The organism is Pseudomonas sp. 102515, from assembly GCF_031085165.1.
Taxonomy (GTDB): Bacteria; Pseudomonadota; Gammaproteobacteria; order Pseudomonadales; family Pseudomonadaceae; genus Chryseomonas.
This window is the reverse complement of the sequence record NZ_JAVHTY010000011.1, coordinates 1-15534: the sequence shown is the minus strand read 5'-3', so window position 1 is coordinate 15534 and position 15534 is coordinate 1. Positions and strand designations below refer to the sequence as shown.

Sequence of the window (15534 nt, the reverse complement as noted above, 5' to 3'; positions counted from 1 at the left end):
GAAACCACGAGCGGAACCGCCCCAGGTGTCGGCACAGACCTTGGTCAGCGCTGCGGTCAGCGTGGTCTTGCCATGGTCGACGTGACCGATGGTGCCCACGTTCAGGTGCGGTTTGTTACGTTCGAATTTTTCTTTAGCCACGAGATAAAACCTCTAGTCAAAGCGCTGATTAAGCTTGTTTCTTGATGATGGCTTCGGCGATGTTCGACGGAGCTTCGGCGTACTTGGAGAACTCCATGGAGTAGCTTGCGCGACCCTGAGACATGGAGCGGACATCCGTAGCGTAGCCAAACATCTCGCCCAGCGGAACCTCGGCACGGATGACCTTGCCGGTCACGGTGTCTTCCATACCCTGGATCAGGCCACGACGACGGTTCAGGTCGCCCATGACGTCGCCCATGTAGTCTTCCGGGGTCACGACCTCGACCTTCATGATCGGCTCGAGCAGCACGGCACCACCCTTCTGGGTGAGCTGCTTGGTCGCCATGGAGGCAGCGATCTTGAACGCCATCTCGTTGGAGTCGACGTCGTGGTAGGAACCGTCGAAGACCGCAGCCTTCAGGCCGAGCAGCGGATAGCCGGCGACGATGCCGTTCTTCATCTGCTCTTCGATGCCCTTCTGGATCGCCGGGATGTATTCCTTCGGAATCACACCACCCACGACTTCGCTGACGAACTCCAGACCTTCCTGACCTTCGTCGGCCGGCGCGAAGCGAATCCAGCAGTGACCGAACTGGCCACGGCCACCCGACTGGCGAACGAACTTGCCTTCGATCTCGCAGGTGTTGCGGATGGTTTCGCGGTAGGCGACCTGAGGCTTACCGATGTTCGCTTCCACGCCGAATTCGCGCTTCATGCGGTCCACCAGGATGTCCAGGTGCAGCTCGCCCATGCCCGAGATGATGGTCTGACCGGACTCTTCGTCGGTCTTGACGCGGAACGAGGGATCTTCCTGGGCCAGCTTGCCCAGTGCGATACCCATCTTTTCCTGGTCAGCCTTGGTCTTCGGCTCGACGGCGACCGAGATCACCGGCTCCGGGAAGTCCATGCGCTCGAGGATGATCGGCTTCTCGATCGAGCACAGGGTGTCACCGGTGGTGACGTCCTTCATGCCGATAAGGGCGGCGATGTCGCCAGCACGAACTTCCTTGATCTCTTCACGGGTGTTGGCGTGCATCTGCACCATACGGCCGACGCGCTCCTTCTTGCCCTTCACCGAGTTGATGACGGAGTCACCGGAGCTCAGTACACCCGAGTAGACGCGGGCGAAGGTCAAGGTACCCACGAAGGGGTCGGTAGCGATCTTGAACGCCAGCGCCGAGAAGGGCTCGTTGTCGTCCGCGTGACGCTCGTCGGTGATTTCCTCGTTGTCCGGGTTGGTACCCTTGATCGCGGGAATCTCGACCGGCGCCGGCAGGAAGTCGATCACGGCGTCCAGAACCAGGGGCACGCCCTTGTTCTTGAAGGACGAACCGCAGACGGCCGGGACGATTTCGCAGGCGATGGTACGCTGACGCAGGCCGGCCTTGATCTCGTCGATCGACAGCTCGCCGCCTTCCAAGTACTTGTTCATCAGCTCTTCGTTGGCTTCGGCCGCAGCCTCGACCATGTTGGAGCGCCACTGCTCGGCATCGGCCAGCATGTCCGCAGGAATGTCTTCCTCGCGGTAGGTCATGCCCTGGTCGTCCTCGTTCCAGAAGATGGCCTTCATCTTCAGCAGGTCGATCTGGCCCAGGAAGTTCTCTTCCGCGCCAATGGCCAGCTGAACCGGGACCGGAGTGTGGCCCAGGCGCTTCTTGATCTGCTCGACGACGCGCAGGAAGTTGGCACCGGCACGGTCCATCTTGTTGACGTAGACGATGCGCGGGACGCCGTACTTGTTGGCCTGACGCCATACGGTTTCGGACTGGGGCTCGACACCGGAGGTACCGCAGAACACCACGACCGCACCGTCCAGCACGCGCAGGGAGCGCTCCACCTCAATGGTGAAGTCCACGTGGCCGGGGGTATCGATGATGTTTACGCGGTACTTGTCGTACTGCTTGGTCGAACCGGACCAGAACGCGGTGGTGGCAGCGGAGGTGATGGTGATACCACGCTCCTGCTCCTGCACCATCCAGTCCATGGTCGCAGCGCCGTCGTGAACCTCACCCATTTTGTGGTTCACGCCGGTATAGAACAGAATCCGCTCGGTAGTAGTCGTCTTACCTGCGTCCACGTGGGCGCAGATACCGATGTTCCGATAGCGGTTAATAGCGGTTGTACGAGCCATAAGGTCCTCGCTTGATTGGAAGCGCTAGGCTTAGAAGCGGTAGTGCGAGAAGGCCTTGTTGGCTTCTGCCATGCGATGCACGTCTTCGCGCTTCTTGACTGCGGCACCCTTGCCTTCAAAAGCGTCCATGAGTTCACCCGCCAGGCGCAGAGCCATGGACTTCTCGCCACGCTTGCGCGCGGAGTCCACCAGCCAGCGCATGGCCAGGGCATTACGACGGGAAGGACGAACCTCAACCGGCACCTGGTAGGTAGCACCGCCGACACGGCGGGACTTCACTTCGACCAGCGGAGCGATGGCGTCGAGCGCTTTTTCGAAAACTTCCAGGGGTTCGGCATTCTTGGAACGCTCTTTGACCTTGTCCAGAGCACCATAAACGATACGCTCGGCAACGGCTTTCTTGCCGCTCTCCATCACGTGGTTCATGAACTTGGCCAGGATCTGGCTTCCGTATTTCGGATCGTCAAGTATTTCGCGCTTGGCCGCTACACGACGTCTTGGCATTGATAAGCCCTCAAAACGGTCTTCAGGTTAGCTCGGGACTCGTTGCCCGACCTTACTCTTATCGACTCGAACAAAAAGAAAGGTGATTACTTCGGACGCTTGGTGCCGTACTTGGAACGGCCCTGCTTGCGGTCCTTCACACCGGTGGTGTCCAGCGAGCCGCGCACGGTGTGATAACGTACACCCGGCAGATCCTTGACCCGGCCACCGCGGATCAGCACGACGCTGTGTTCCTGCAGGTTGTGACCTTCACCACCGATGTAGGAGGTGACTTCGAAGCCGTTGGTCAGACGTACACGGCAGACTTTCCGCAGTGCGGAGTTGGGCTTCTTGGGAGTGGTGGTGTACACGCGGGTGCACACGCCACGACGTTGCGGGCAGTTTTGCAGCGCAGGTACGTCGGATTTCTCGACGATACGCTTGCGTGCACTACGCACCAGCTGGTTGATAGTTGCCATCTATAGCTCCACTGATTGTCTTGCGACATAAACGAAATAGCAGAACGTCAGTCCTGCCCATTTTCGGGGAACGAAAGTCTAAAGAGCTTGGACGCTCCAGTCAAGACAAAGCCCCCGGACGCCTGGGGCGCCGGGGGCTTTGTCAAGCGAGACCTGCTACCGAACTCAGCTGGCGCTGGAGTTCAGTGCTTCGGTCAGGGCGGCTTCGGCCTCGCTGGCGCTCACGCGCTGCGGCTTGCCGAGTTCGCGTTGACGCTTGCGCTCACTGTGGTAGGCCAGGCCGGTACCGGCCGGGATCAGGCGGCCCACCACCACATTCTCCTTCAGGCCGCGCAGGAAGTCGCGCTTGCCGGTCACGGCGGCTTCGGTCAGGACACGGGTGGTCTCCTGGAAGGAAGCGGCCGAGATGAAGGACTCGGTGGACAGCGAAGCCTTGGTGATACCCAGCAGGACGCGCTCGTACTTGGCGACGAAACGATCATTGCCGACCAGCTGCTCGTTCTCTTCCAGGACGTGGGTCAGTTCGACCTGATCGCCCTTGATGAAGCTCGAGTCGCCGGTGTCGCTCACTTCGACCTTGCGCAGCATCTGCCGCAGGATGGTCTCGATGTGCTTGTCGTTGATCTTCACGCCCTGCAGGCGGTACACGTCCTGGATCTCGTTGACGATGTACTTGGCCAGTGCGCTGACACCCAGCAGACGCAGGATATCGTGCGGGTTGCTCGGACCGTCGGAGATGACTTCGCCGCGGCTTACCTGTTCGCCTTCGAAGACGTTCAGGTGACGCCACTTCGGAATCAGCTCCTCGTAGGGGTCGGTGCCATCGGTCGGGGTGATGACCAGACGACGCTTGCCCTTGGTTTCCTTGCCGAAGGAGATGGTACCGCTGATCTCCGCCAGGATGGCCGGCTCCTTGGGACGACGCGCTTCGAAGAGGTCGGCCACGCGGGGCAGACCACCGGTGATGTCGCGGGTCTTGGAGGTTTCCTGGGGGATACGGGCGATAACGTCACCCACATGCACCTTGGCACCGTCGCTCAGGTTGACCAGCGCGTTCGGCGGTAGGAAGTACTGGGCCGGTACGTCGGTACCCGGCAGCAGAAGGTCCTTGCCGTTGGCGTCGATCAGCTTGACGGCCGGACGGATGTCCTTGCCGGAAGTCGGGCGATCCTTGGCGTCGAGCACCTCGATGTTGGTCAGACCGGTCAGTTCGTCGGTCTGGCGCTTGATGGTGATGCCCTCCTCCATGCCGACGAAGGCCACAGTACCATCCATCTCGGTGACGATGGGGTGGGTGTGCGGGTCCCACTTGGCGACGATAGCGCCAGCGTCGACCTTGTCGCCTTCCTTGACCGAAATCACCGCACCGTAGGGCAGCTTGTAGCGCTCGCGCTCACGACCGAAGTCATCGGCGATGGCCAGCTCACCGGAACGGGACACGGCAACCAAGGCGCCATCGGCACGTTCGACGTGCTTCAGGTTGTGCAGACGGATGGCACCGCCGTTCTTGACCTGGACGCTGTCGGCCGCGGAGGTCCGGCTGGCCGCACCACCGATGTGGAAGGTACGCATGGTCAGCTGGGTACCCGGCTCACCGATGGACTGGGCGGCGATGACGCCGACCGCTTCACCGATGTTGACCTGGTGACCGCGAGCCAGATCGCGACCGTAGCACTTGGCGCAGATGCCATGACGGGTTTCGCAGGTGATCGGCGAACGCACCACGACTTCGTCGACGCTGTTGAGCTCGAGGAACTCGACCCAGCGCTCGTCGACCAGGGTGCCGGCCGGCACGATGATCTCTTCGGTACCCGGCTTGGGCACGTCACGGGCGATGACTCGACCCAGCACGCGCTCGCCCAGGGGCTCGACCACGTCGCCGCCTTCGATGTGCGGGGTCATGATCAGGCCGCGCTCGGTACCGCAATCGACCTCGGTCACCACCAGATCCTGGGCCACGTCGACGAGACGACGGGTCAGGTAACCGGAGTTCGCGGTCTTCAGTGCGGTATCCGCCAGACCCTTACGGGCACCGTGGGTAGAGATGAAGTACTGGAGTACGTTCAGGCCTTCACGGAAGTTGGCGGTGATGGGCGTCTCGATGATGGAGCCGTCCGGCTTGGCCATCAGGCCACGCATGCCGGCCAGCTGACGAATCTGGGCCGCGGAGCCCCGGGCGCCGGAATCGGCCATCATGTACATGGAGTTGAAGGACTCCTGGTCGACTTCCTTGCCCTCGCGGTCGATGACCTTCTCTTTCGAGAGGTTGGTCATCATCGCCTTGGACACTTCGTCGTTGGCCTTCGACCAGAGGTCGATCACCTTGTTGTACTTCTCGCCCTGGGTCACCAGGCCGGAGGCGTACTGGCTCTCGATCTCCTTCACCTCGGCGGTAGCGGCATCGATGATGCGCGCCTTCTCGTCCGGAATGACGAAGTCGTTCACGCCGATGGAGACGCCGGACAGGGTCGAATAGGCGAAACCGGTGTACATCAGCTGGTCGGCGAAGATGACGGTGTCCTTGAGACCCACCACGCGGTAGCAGTGGTTGATCAGCTTGGAGATGGCCTTCTTCTTCATCGACTGGTTGACCACGTCGTACGGCAGACCGGCAGGCACGACCTGGAACAGCAACGCGCGGCCGACGGTGGTGTCGACGATGCGGGTGTTCTTGGTCAGGCTGCCGTCCTTGTGACGGATGGTCTCGTTGATGCGCACCTTGACCTTGGCATGCAGGGCCGCTTCGCCGGCACGGAAGACGCGATCGACTTCCTGCAGGTCGGCGAACACGCGGCCTTCGCCCTTGGCGTTGATGGCTTCACGGGTCATGTAGTAGAGACCCAGAACCACGTCCTGCGACGGCACGATGATCGGCTCGCCGTTGGCGGGCGACAGGATGTTGTTGGTCGACATCATCAGGGCGCGCGCTTCCAGCTGGGCTTCCAGCGTCAGCGGCACGTGCACGGCCATCTGGTCACCGTCGAAGTCGGCGTTGTACGCAGCGCAGACCAGCGGGTGCAGCTGGATGGCCTTGCCTTCGATGAGGACCGGCTCGAACGCCTGGATACCCAGACGGTGCAGGGTCGGGGCGCGGTTGAGCAGCACGGGGTGTTCGCGGATGACTTCGGCGAGAACGTCCCAGACCTCGGGCAGTTCGCGCTCGACCATCTTCTTGGCGGCCTTGATGGTGGTCGCCATGCCGCGGGCTTCCAGCTTGCCGAAGATGAAGGGCTTGAACAGCTCCAGCGCCATCTTCTTGGGCAGACCGCACTGGTGCAGGCGCAGGGTCGGGCCCACGGTGATCACGGAACGACCGGAGTAGTCGACGCGCTTGCCCAGCAGGTTCTGACGGAAACGACCCTGCTTGCCCTTGATCATGTCGGCCAGGGACTTCAGCGGGCGCTTGTTGGAACCGGTGATGGCACGGCCGCGACGGCCGTTGTCCAGCAGGGCGTCAACGGCTTCCTGCAGCATGCGCTTCTCGTTGCGCACGATGATGTCGGGCGCGGCGAGGTCGAGCAGCCGCTTGAGGCGGTTGTTCCGGTTGATGACGCGACGATAGAGATCGTTCAGGTCGGAAGTCGCGAAGCGGCCGCCATCCAGCGGTACCAGCGGACGCAGGTCCGGCGGCAGCACGGGCAGCACGGTCATGACCATCCACTCCGGCTTGTTGCCGGAGCCCTGGAAGGCTTCCATCAGCTTCAGGCGCTTGGACAGCTTCTTGATCTTGGTCTCGGAGTTGGTCTGCGGAATCTCTTCGCGCAGGCGACCGATCTCGTGCTCCAGATCGATGGCGCCGAGCAGCTGGAATACGGCTTCCGCACCCATGCGGGCGTCGAAGTCGTCACCGAATTCTTCCAGTGCCTCGAAGTACTGCTCGTCGTTCAGCAGCTGGTACTTCTCGAGGGTGGTCATGCCCGGATCGATCACCACGTAGCTCTCGAAATAGAGCACGCGCTCGATGTCACGCAGGGTCATGTCCAGCAGCAGGCCGATACGCGACGGCAGCGATTTCAGGAACCAGATGTGGGCGACCGGCGAAGCCAGCTCGATGTGACCCATGCGCTCGCGACGCACCTTGGCCAGGGCGACTTCCACGCCGCACTTCTCGCAAATCACGCCGCGGTGCTTGAGGCGCTTGTACTTTCCGCACAGGCACTCGTAGTCCTTGACCGGGCCAAAGATCTTGGCGCAGAACAGACCATCGCGCTCGGGCTTGAAGGTACGGTAGTTGATGGTCTCCGGCTTCTTCACTTCACCGAACGACCAGGAACGAATCATCTCGGGCGAGGCCAGGCCGATACGGATGGCATCGAACTCTTCGAGTTGACCCTGGTTTTTCAACAGATTGAGCAAGTCTTTCAAGGCCTTTCCTCCTCACGGACCGGAGGCGACCGCCGCGCGGTCGCCCCCTCTAGGGTCTCGTGTTATTCGGTTTCCAGTTCGATATCGATGCCGAGCGAGCGGATTTCCTTGATCAGTACGTTGAAGGACTCGGGCATGCCGGCCTCCATGCGGTGATCCCCGTCCACGATGTTCTTGTACATCTTGGTCCGGCCGTTCACATCGTCCGACTTCACCGTCAGCATTTCCTGCAGGGTGTAAGCCGCGCCATAGGCCTCCAGTGCCCAGACCTCCATCTCCCCGAAACGCTGACCACCGAACTGTGCCTTACCACCCAGCGGCTGCTGGGTAACCAGGCTGTAGGAACCAGTGGAACGGGCGTGCATCTTGTCGTCCACCAGGTGGTTCAGCTTGAGCATGTACATGTAGCCGACGGTGGTGGTGCGCTCGAAGGCATTGCCGGTGCGACCGTCGTACAGACGCATCTGGCCGCTCTCCGGCAGATCGGCCAGCTTCAGCATAGCCTTGATCTCGCTCTCCTTGGCACCGTCGAACACCGGCGTGGCCATGGGAACACCGCCACGCAGGTTCTTCGCCAGGTCGAGGACTTCCTGATCGCTCAGGTCGTCGAGCTTCTCCTGACGGCCACCGATCTCGTTGTAGATCTCGTGCAGGAAGCTGCGCAGTTCGGCGACCTTGCGCTGCTCTTCGATCATCACGTTGATCTTCTCGCCCAGGCCCTTGGCCGCGAGGCCCAGGTGAGTTTCGAGGATCTGACCGACGTTCATCCGCGATGGTACGCCCAGCGGGTTCAGCACGATGTCCACCGGCGTACCGTTGGCGTCGTAGGGCATGTCTTCGACCGGCATGATCACCGAGACCACACCCTTGTTACCGTGGCGACCGGCCATCTTGTCGCCCGGCTGGATGCGGCGCTTGATGGCGAGATAGACCTTGACGATCTTCAGCACGCCCGGCGCCAGGTCATCGCCCTGCTGCAGCTTGCGCTTCTTGTCTTCGAACTTGTCGTCCAGCAGCTGGCGGCGGTCGGACAGGTAGGCCTGGGCCTTTTCCAGCTGCTCGTTGTGAGCATCTTCCGCCATGCGCAGCTTGAACCACTGACCACGCTCAAGGCCGTTCAGGTACTCGTCGGTGATGACGGCACCCTTCTTGACCGCCGGGCCGCCTTCGGCGACCTGACCGACCAGCGCCTGACGCAGACGCTCGAAGGTCGCGCCTTCGACGATGCGGAACTCTTCGTTCAGATCCTTGCGGATCTCGTCGAGCTGGGACTTCTCGATGGCCAGGGCGCGGGAATCGCGCTCGACGCCGTCACGGGTGAAGACCTGGACGTCGATGACGGTACCCTTGGTGCCGGTGGGCACGCGCAGGGAGGTGTCCTTCACGTCGCTGGCCTTCTCGCCGAAGATGGCGCGCAGCAGCTTCTCTTCCGGGGTCAGCTGGGTTTCGCCCTTGGGCGTGACCTTGCCGACCAGGATGTCACCGGCACCGACTTCGGCACCGACATAGACGATACCGGCCTCGTCCAGCTTGTTCAGCGCAGCCTCGCCCACGTTCGGGATGTCGGAGGTGATTTCCTCCGGACCGAGCTTGGTGTCACGGGCCACGCAGGTCAATTCCTGGATGTGGATGGTGGTGAAGCGATCTTCCTGGACCACGCGCTCCGACAGACAGATGGAGTCTTCGAAGTTGAAGCCGTTCCAGGGCATGAAGGCCACGCGCATGTTCTGACCCAGTGCCAGCTCGCCCATGTCGGTCGAGGGGCCATCGGCCAGGATGTCGAACTTGGCCACCTGATCACCCTTGCTCACCAGCGGACGCTGGTTGATGCAGGTGTTCTGGTTGGAACGGGTGTACTTGGTCAGGTTGTAGATGTCGACGCCGGCTTCACCGGTCTCGACTTCGTCATCGTTGACGCGCACCACGATACGGCTGGCATCGACGGAGTCGATCACGCCACCACGACGGGCGACGACGCAGACGCCGGAGTCGCGGGCGACGTTGCGCTCCATGCCGGTACCGACCAGCGGCTTGTCCGAACGCAAGGTCGGCACGGCCTGACGCTGCATGTTGGAACCCATCAGCGCGCGGTTGGCGTCGTCGTGCTCGAGGAACGGAATCAGCGAGGCGGCGACGGAGACGACCTGCTTGGGCGAAACGTCCATCAGGGTGACGTCTTCGGGCGCCTTGACGGTGAATTCGTTCAGGTGACGCACGGCCACCAGCTCGTCGATCAGCCGGTTGTTCTCGTCCAGCCCTGCGGAGGCCTGGGCGATCACATGGTTGGCTTCTTCGATGGCCGACAGGAAGACGATCTCGTCAGTGGCCACGCCGTCCTTGACCATGCGGTACGGGCTTTCGAGGAAGCCGTACTTGTTGGTGCGGGCATAGGCGGCCAGGGAGTTGATCAGGCCGATGTTCGGACCTTCCGGCGTTTCGATCGGGCAGACCCGGCCGTAGTGCGTCGGGTGTACGTCACGGACTTCGAAGCCGGCACGCTCACGGGTCAGACCGCCCGGGCCGAGTGCGGAGACGCGGCGCTTGTGGGTGATCTCCGACAGCGGGTTGTTCTGGTCCATGAACTGGGACAGCTGGCTGGAACCGAAGAACTCCTTGATCGCGGCGGCCACCGGCTTGGCGTTGATCAGGTCCTGCGGCATCAGGCCTTCGCTTTCGGCCATGGACAGGCGTTCCTTGACGGCACGCTCTACCCGTACCAGGCCCACGCGGAACTGGTTCTCGGCCATTTCACCGACGCAACGGACACGGCGGTTACCCAGGTGGTCGATGTCGTCGACGATGCCCTTGCCGTTACGGATGTCGACGAGGGTCTTGAGCACGTCGACGATGTCTTCGCGGCTCAGCACGCCCGAGCCTTCGATGGCGTCGCGGCCGATACGGCGGTTGAACTTCATGCGGCCGACGGCGGACAGGTCGTAACGCTCGGCGCTGAAGAACAGGTTGTTGAACAGTGTCTCGGCAGCTTCCTTGGTCGGCGGCTCGCCAGGACGCATCATCCGGTAGATCTCGACCAGGGCTTCCAGCTGATTGCCGGTGGAGTCGATCTTCAGGGTATCGGAGATGAAGGGACCACAGTCGATGTCGTTGGTGTACAGCGTCTCGAACCGCACGACATTGGCCTTGGCCATCTTGGCCAGCATGTCCAGGGTCAGCTCGGTGTTGCACTCGGCGATGATCTCGCCAGTGGACGGGTGCACGACGGCCTTGGCAGTGGTACGGCCAATGACGTAATCGAAGGGTACTTCCAGCTCGCTCAGACCGGACTTTTCCAGCTGGTTGATGTGGCGAGCGGTCACACGACGGCCTTGCTCCACGATCACCTTGCCGCTGCCATCCTTGATGTCGAAGCTGGCGATGTCACCGCGCAGGCGCTGGGGCACCAGCTCGAACGTCAGCATCTCACCCTTGATATGGAAGATGTTGGTGTCATAGAACGCATCCAGCACCTCTTCGGTGCTGTAGCCGAGCGCGCGCAGCAGTACCGAGGCCGGCAGCTTGCGGCGACGGTCGATACGGACGAACACGGCGTCCTTGGGATCGAATTCGAAGTCGAGCCAGGAGCCGCGGTAGGGAATGATGCGTGCCGAGTACAGCAGCTTGCCCGAGCTGTGGGTCTTGCCGCGGTCGTGATCGAAGAACACGCCCGGGCTGCGGTGCAGCTGGGACACGATGACACGCTCGGTACCGTTGATGATGAAGGTACCGTTCTCGGTCATCAGGGGGATTTCCCCCATGTAGACTTCCTGCTCCTTGATGTCCTTGATCGCCTTGTTCGACGACTCGCGGTCAAAAATGATCAGGCGAACCTTGACCCGCAGCGGGACGGCGAAGGTCACGCCGCGCAGGACGCACTCCTTCACATCGAAAGCCGGCTCGCCCAGGCGATAGCCAACATATTCCAGGGCCGCATTGCCGGAATAGCTGATAATCGGGAAAACGGACTTGAAGGCCGCATGCAGGCCGATATCGCGGAACTGGTCTTTGCCTGCGCCCGCCTGCAGGAATTCGCGGTACGAATCCAGTTGGATAGCCAGCAAATAGGGCACGTCCATGACGTGCGGCAACTTGCTAAAGTCCTTGCGGATACGTTTTTTCTCAGTGTATGAGTAAGCCATCAGCGTTCCCCAGCTTGGTCACCAGCTTGTTTGGCCTCTCCGACGGGAGCAGCCGGAAAATCGTGCAAACCCTTGGTTTGCCGCACCCCGAAAGCGAGGTGGATACAGCACGTTTTGCCAGGCGGATATGCTCGCCCTGCACAAAACGGCAAAAGGCCGGTGGCGTTCGCCACCAGCCATCAGCCGAACGTGAGACGTTGCGGCTGTAGACGCAAGAACCGAACTTACTTGAGCTCGACCTTGGCGCCTGCTTCTTCCAGAGACTTCTTGGCAGCTTCGGCTTCCTCTTTGGAAACGCCTTCCTTGACCACGCCCGGGGCGCCGTCAACGACAGCCTTGGCTTCTTTCAGGCCCAGACCGGTCAGTTCACGAACGACCTTGATGACGTTCACTTTCTTGTCGCCGGCTTCGGTCAACATGATGGTGAATTCGGTCTGCTCTTCGACGACGGCAGCGGCAGCAGCCGGGCCAGCGGCAGCGGCGGCAGCGGCGGTCACGCCGAACTTCTCTTCCATCGCCTTGATCAGTTCCACCACTTGCATGACGGACATTTCGGATACGGCGTTGATGATGTCTTCGTTGGTCAGAGCCATGACTCTAGATTCCTATAACTGGGTGCGGCTTCAGGCCGCAAATAATAAGAAAGACTTGGAGGAAACGCAGCACGCTCTATTAGGCGGCGGCAGCTTCCTTTTGGTCGCGAATGGCGGCGAGGGTACGAGCCAGCTTGCTGGTAGCGCCCTGGATGACACTCATCAGCTGGGACACAGCTTCGTCGTAGGTCGGCAGGGTTGCCAGTACGTCGATCTGGTTAGCCGGGATGAGCTTGCCTTCGAACGCGGCGGCCTTGATCTCGAACTTGTCCTGACCCTTGGCGAAATCCTTGAAGATACGGGCGGCAGCGCCCGGATGCTCCTGGGAGAACGCGATCAGGGTCGGGCCCTTGAAGGTGTCGTTGAGAACGTCGAAAGACGTGCCTTCAACGGCACGACGCAGCAGGGTGTTACGTACGACACGTACATAGACACCAGCCGCGCGGGCCTCTTTACGGAGTCCGGTCATGGCACCCACAGTCACGCCACGGGCATCGGCCACGACAGCGGACAGGGCACCTTGGGCAGCCTCGTTGACTTCAGCGACGATAGCCTTCTTGTCTTCGAGTTTGATTGCCACGGGTTTAACTCCTGGATGTTACCGTTTCGCCCGATGGACTGGGCGGCGTTTTGGTGTCTGACTCGGTAACCGAATCGGGAGCACCATCTGCGTAGGCTAGGGTTTCCCCGGTTTAAGACCTGCGTCCCCTACGGTCTTGGACAGCCCCCGCCAGGCAGGGACCCCAATCTTGGCGCCGCGCCCGGAAGCACGGCGACTTGTAGCTTGCTTAGGCTTCCAGGGAAGCCTGGTCGATCTGCAGACCCGGGCCCATGGTGGAGCTCAGGGTGATGCGCTTGACGTAGATGCCCTTGGAGGTCGAGGGCTTCAGGCGCTTCAGGTCGGCCAGCAGAGCTTCAACGTTCTGCTTCAGCTTCACAGGCTCGAAATCGATCTTGCCAACGGAGGCATGGATGATGCCGTTCTTGTCGGTACGGAAACGCACCTGACCAGCCTTGGCATTCTTGACGGCGGTAGCGACGTCCGGGGTCACGGTGCCAACCTTGGGGTTGGGCATCAGACCGCGCGGGCCGAGCAGTTGACCCAGCTGACCGACAACGCGCATGGCGTCCGGCGAGGCAATGACCACGTCGTAGTTCAGGTCGCCGCCCTTCATCTCGGCAGCCAGGTCATCCATGCCGACTCGTTCGGCACCGGCAGCCAGCGCCGCTTCGGCATTGGCACCCTGGGTGAACACGGCAACGCGAACCGACTTGCCAGTGCCATTGGGCAGCACCGTGGCGCCACGAACGACCTGGTCGGATTTACGCGGATCCACACCCAGATTCACGGAGACGTCGATGGACTCCTTGAACTTGATGGTGGACAGCTCGGCCAGCAGGGCTGCAGCTTCTTCGAAGCCGTACTGCTTGCCAGCCTGGATTTTTTCGGCGAAAGCCTTTTGACGCTTAGTGAGCTTGGCCATTACACGCCCTCCACATTCAGACCCATGCTACGAGCGGAACCGGCGATAGTACGCACGGCGGCGTCCATATCGGCGGCGGTGAGATCGGCATTCTTGGCTTTGGCGATCTCTTCCAGCTGGGCGCGGGTGACGGTACCGACCTTCTGGCTGTTGGGACGAGCGGAACCGCTCTTGATGCCAGCAGCCTTCTTGAGCAGCACGGAGGCCGGGGTGCTCTTGATTTCGAAGGTGAAGCTACGGTCGCTGTACACGGTGATGATCACCGGAGTGGGCAGACCAGGCTCCATGCCCTGGGTGCGGGCGTTGAACGCCTTGCAGAATTCCATGATGTTGACGCCGTGCTGACCCAGCGCCGGACCGACTGGCGGGCTCGGGTTGGCTTGAGCGGCCTTAACCTGCAGCTTGATGTAAGCCTGAATTTTCTTAGCCATGTGCTACTCCAATGATGGGTTCGACGCCCCGCAGGGCTCCCCAATTACTTGCTATATCCCAGTGACGACAAAACCCCGCAGCCTGGGCTACGGGGTAAGGGATGCGAACAACCTAGACCTTTTCGACCTGGCTGAACTCGAGCTCCACAGGGGTCGACCGACCAAAGATCAGTACCGCCACGTGGATGCGGCTCTTTTCGTAGTTGACTTCTTCGACAACGCCGTTGAAGTCGGCAAACGGACCGTCCACCACCCGAACCGTCTCGCCTGCTTCGAACAGGGTCTTCGGCTTCGGCTTATCGCTGCTGTCGGAGACACGACGCAGAATCGCGTCCGCCTCACGATCAGTGATGGGTGCCGGCTTGTCGGCGGTACCACCGATGAAGCCCATGACGCGAGGGGTATCCTTGACCAGGTGCCAAGTCCCTTCGTTCATCTCCATCTGCACCAGGACATATCCCGGGAAAAACTTACGCTCGCTCTTGCGCTTCTGGCCATTGCGCATTTCCACCACTTCTTCGGTGGGCACGAGAATGTCGCCGAACTCGTCTTCCATTTCGTGCAGCTTGACGCGCTCGATCAACGAACGCATGACATGCTTCTCGTAACCCGAGTAGGCATGCACGACGTACCAACGCTTAGCCACGGCGAACCCTTTCAACCAACAATCGTGGAAACCAGCCAACCGAGCAGGGAGTCGAGCCCCCACAACAACAAAGCCATCACGAGCACCACGGCAACCACGATCAGCGTGGTCTGAGTGGTCTCTTGCCGGGTAGGCCAGACAACCTTGCGAATCTCGGTACGGGCGTCTTTCAGCAAGCCGAAGAAGGCTTGCCCCTTGGTGGTCTGCAGGGCAACAAAGGCAGCGACAGCTGCCAGCACCAACAGACCTACCACTCGATACAGGATGGACTGAGCAGCGAAGTAGTGATTGGCAACAACACCGATCGCCACTAGAACGACAACCACCAGCCACTTCAGCGCATCGAAGCGCGACTCTTTGGCTTCCGCCTTGATGCTCATTGCATGAATCCTGTAAGGAGTGCCAGATGGGAATCTGGCAGGCCAGGAGGGAATCGAACCCCCAACCTGCGGTTTTGGAGACCGCCGCTCTGCCAATTGAGCTACTGGCCTGTAACTTGAATCAGGCCGACCATTATGCCGACCTGACAGGCCAAGATCAATCGATTACTCGATGATCTTGGCAACCACGCCGGCGCCGACGGTACGACCGCCTTCACGGATGGCGAAACGCAGACCGTCTTCCATCGCGATCGGAGCGATCAGG

12 protein-coding genes, 1 tRNA gene and 1 pseudogene are annotated in these 15534 nt (G+C 61.1%); all 14 read right to left on the bottom strand.

The genetic code is table 11. From position 1 onward, the window contains the following. Positions 1-141 (bottom strand): GTP-binding protein (locus tag RCF34_RS22760; RefSeq protein ID WP_308708964.1); only part of this gene is annotated, 141 nt, incomplete at its 3' end. 28 nt (positions 142-169) lie between these two features. Next, complete coding sequence (fusA, locus tag RCF34_RS22755) at positions 170-2272, bottom strand: elongation factor G (RefSeq protein ID WP_308710163.1); 2103 nt, start codon at positions 2270-2272, stop codon at positions 170-172. Between the two features lie 30 nt (positions 2273-2302). Then, positions 2303-2776, bottom strand: coding sequence for a 30S ribosomal protein S7 (rpsG, locus tag RCF34_RS22750; protein ID WP_007163088.1), 474 nt, complete (start codon positions 2774-2776; stop codon positions 2303-2305). 86 nt (positions 2777-2862) lie between these two features. Beyond that, on the bottom strand, positions 2863-3234 hold the full coding sequence (rpsL, locus tag RCF34_RS22745; RefSeq protein ID WP_007163089.1) for a 30S ribosomal protein S12: 372 nt from the start codon (positions 3232-3234) through the stop codon (positions 2863-2865). A 165-nt stretch (positions 3235-3399) separates the two neighbouring features. Then, positions 3400-7599, bottom strand: coding sequence for a DNA-directed RNA polymerase subunit beta' (gene rpoC, locus RCF34_RS22740; protein ID WP_017641871.1), 4200 nt, complete (start codon positions 7597-7599; stop codon positions 3400-3402). 62 nt (positions 7600-7661) lie between these two features. Next, positions 7662-11735 carry a DNA-directed RNA polymerase subunit beta gene (gene rpoB, locus RCF34_RS22735; RefSeq protein WP_308710162.1) on the bottom strand — a complete coding sequence of 1358 codons (4074 nt, stop codon included), beginning with the start codon at positions 11733-11735 and terminating at the stop codon, positions 7662-7664. Between the two features lie 224 nt (positions 11736-11959). Continuing rightward, positions 11960-12328 carry a 50S ribosomal protein L7/L12 gene (rplL, locus tag RCF34_RS22730; protein WP_308710161.1) on the bottom strand — a complete coding sequence of 123 codons (369 nt, stop codon included), beginning with the start codon at positions 12326-12328 and terminating at the stop codon, positions 11960-11962. A 79-nt stretch (positions 12329-12407) separates the two neighbouring features. Continuing rightward, positions 12408-12908, bottom strand: a complete 501-nt coding sequence (gene rplJ, locus RCF34_RS22725) for a 50S ribosomal protein L10 (protein ID WP_017641868.1) — start codon at positions 12906-12908, stop codon at positions 12408-12410. Positions 12909-13116: 208 nt separating this feature from the next. Continuing rightward, positions 13117-13812: a 50S ribosomal protein L1 gene (gene rplA / locus RCF34_RS22720; RefSeq protein ID WP_133860555.1), complete on the bottom strand. Its 696-nt coding sequence runs from the start codon at positions 13810-13812 to the stop codon at positions 13117-13119. Continuing rightward, positions 13812-14243: a 50S ribosomal protein L11 gene (gene rplK, locus RCF34_RS22715; RefSeq protein ID WP_133860554.1), complete on the bottom strand. Its 432-nt coding sequence runs from the start codon at positions 14241-14243 to the stop codon at positions 13812-13814. Before rplK ends, rplA begins: the two co-directional genes overlap by 1 nt. A 112-nt stretch (positions 14244-14355) precedes the next feature. Beyond that, on the bottom strand, positions 14356-14889 hold the full coding sequence (gene nusG, locus RCF34_RS22710) for a transcription termination/antitermination protein NusG (RefSeq protein ID WP_026083932.1): 534 nt from the start codon (positions 14887-14889) through the stop codon (positions 14356-14358). Between the two features lie 11 nt (positions 14890-14900). Continuing rightward, a complete protein-coding gene (secE, locus tag RCF34_RS22705) occupies positions 14901-15269 on the bottom strand; it encodes a preprotein translocase subunit SecE (protein ID WP_308710160.1) in 369 nt (122 codons plus the stop codon). Between the two features lie 35 nt (positions 15270-15304). Next, positions 15305-15380 (bottom strand) — tRNA-Trp (locus RCF34_RS22700). 54 nt (positions 15381-15434) lie between these two features. Further along, positions 15435-15534, bottom strand: a pseudogene (locus RCF34_RS22695) (elongation factor Tu); the annotation flags it as partial.

Excerpts from the sequence above, each read along its gene's own strand:
- rplA (WP_133860555.1), bottom strand. The coding sequence starts at position 13,812 with ATGGCCAAGCTCACTAAGCGTCAAAAGGCTTTCGCCGAAAAAATCCAG.
- rpoB (WP_308710162.1), bottom strand. The coding sequence starts at position 11,735 with ATGGCTTACTCATACACTGAGAAAAAACGTATCCGCAAGGACTTTAGC.
- rplK (WP_133860554.1), bottom strand. The coding sequence starts at position 14,243 with ATGGCTAAGAAAATTCAGGCTTACATCAAGCTGCAGGTTAAGGCCGCT.
- fusA (WP_308710163.1), bottom strand. The coding sequence starts at position 2,272 with ATGGCTCGTACAACCGCTATTAACCGCTATCGGAACATCGGTATCTGC.
- rplL (WP_308710161.1), bottom strand. The coding sequence starts at position 12,328 with ATGGCTCTGACCAACGAAGACATCATCAACGCCGTATCCGAAATGTCC.
- secE (WP_308710160.1), bottom strand. The coding sequence starts at position 15,269 with ATGAGCATCAAGGCGGAAGCCAAAGAGTCGCGCTTCGATGCGCTGAAG.
- rpsG (WP_007163088.1), bottom strand. The coding sequence starts at position 2,776 with ATGCCAAGACGTCGTGTAGCGGCCAAGCGCGAAATACTTGACGATCCG.
- rpsL (WP_007163089.1), bottom strand. The coding sequence starts at position 3,234 with ATGGCAACTATCAACCAGCTGGTGCGTAGTGCACGCAAGCGTATCGTC.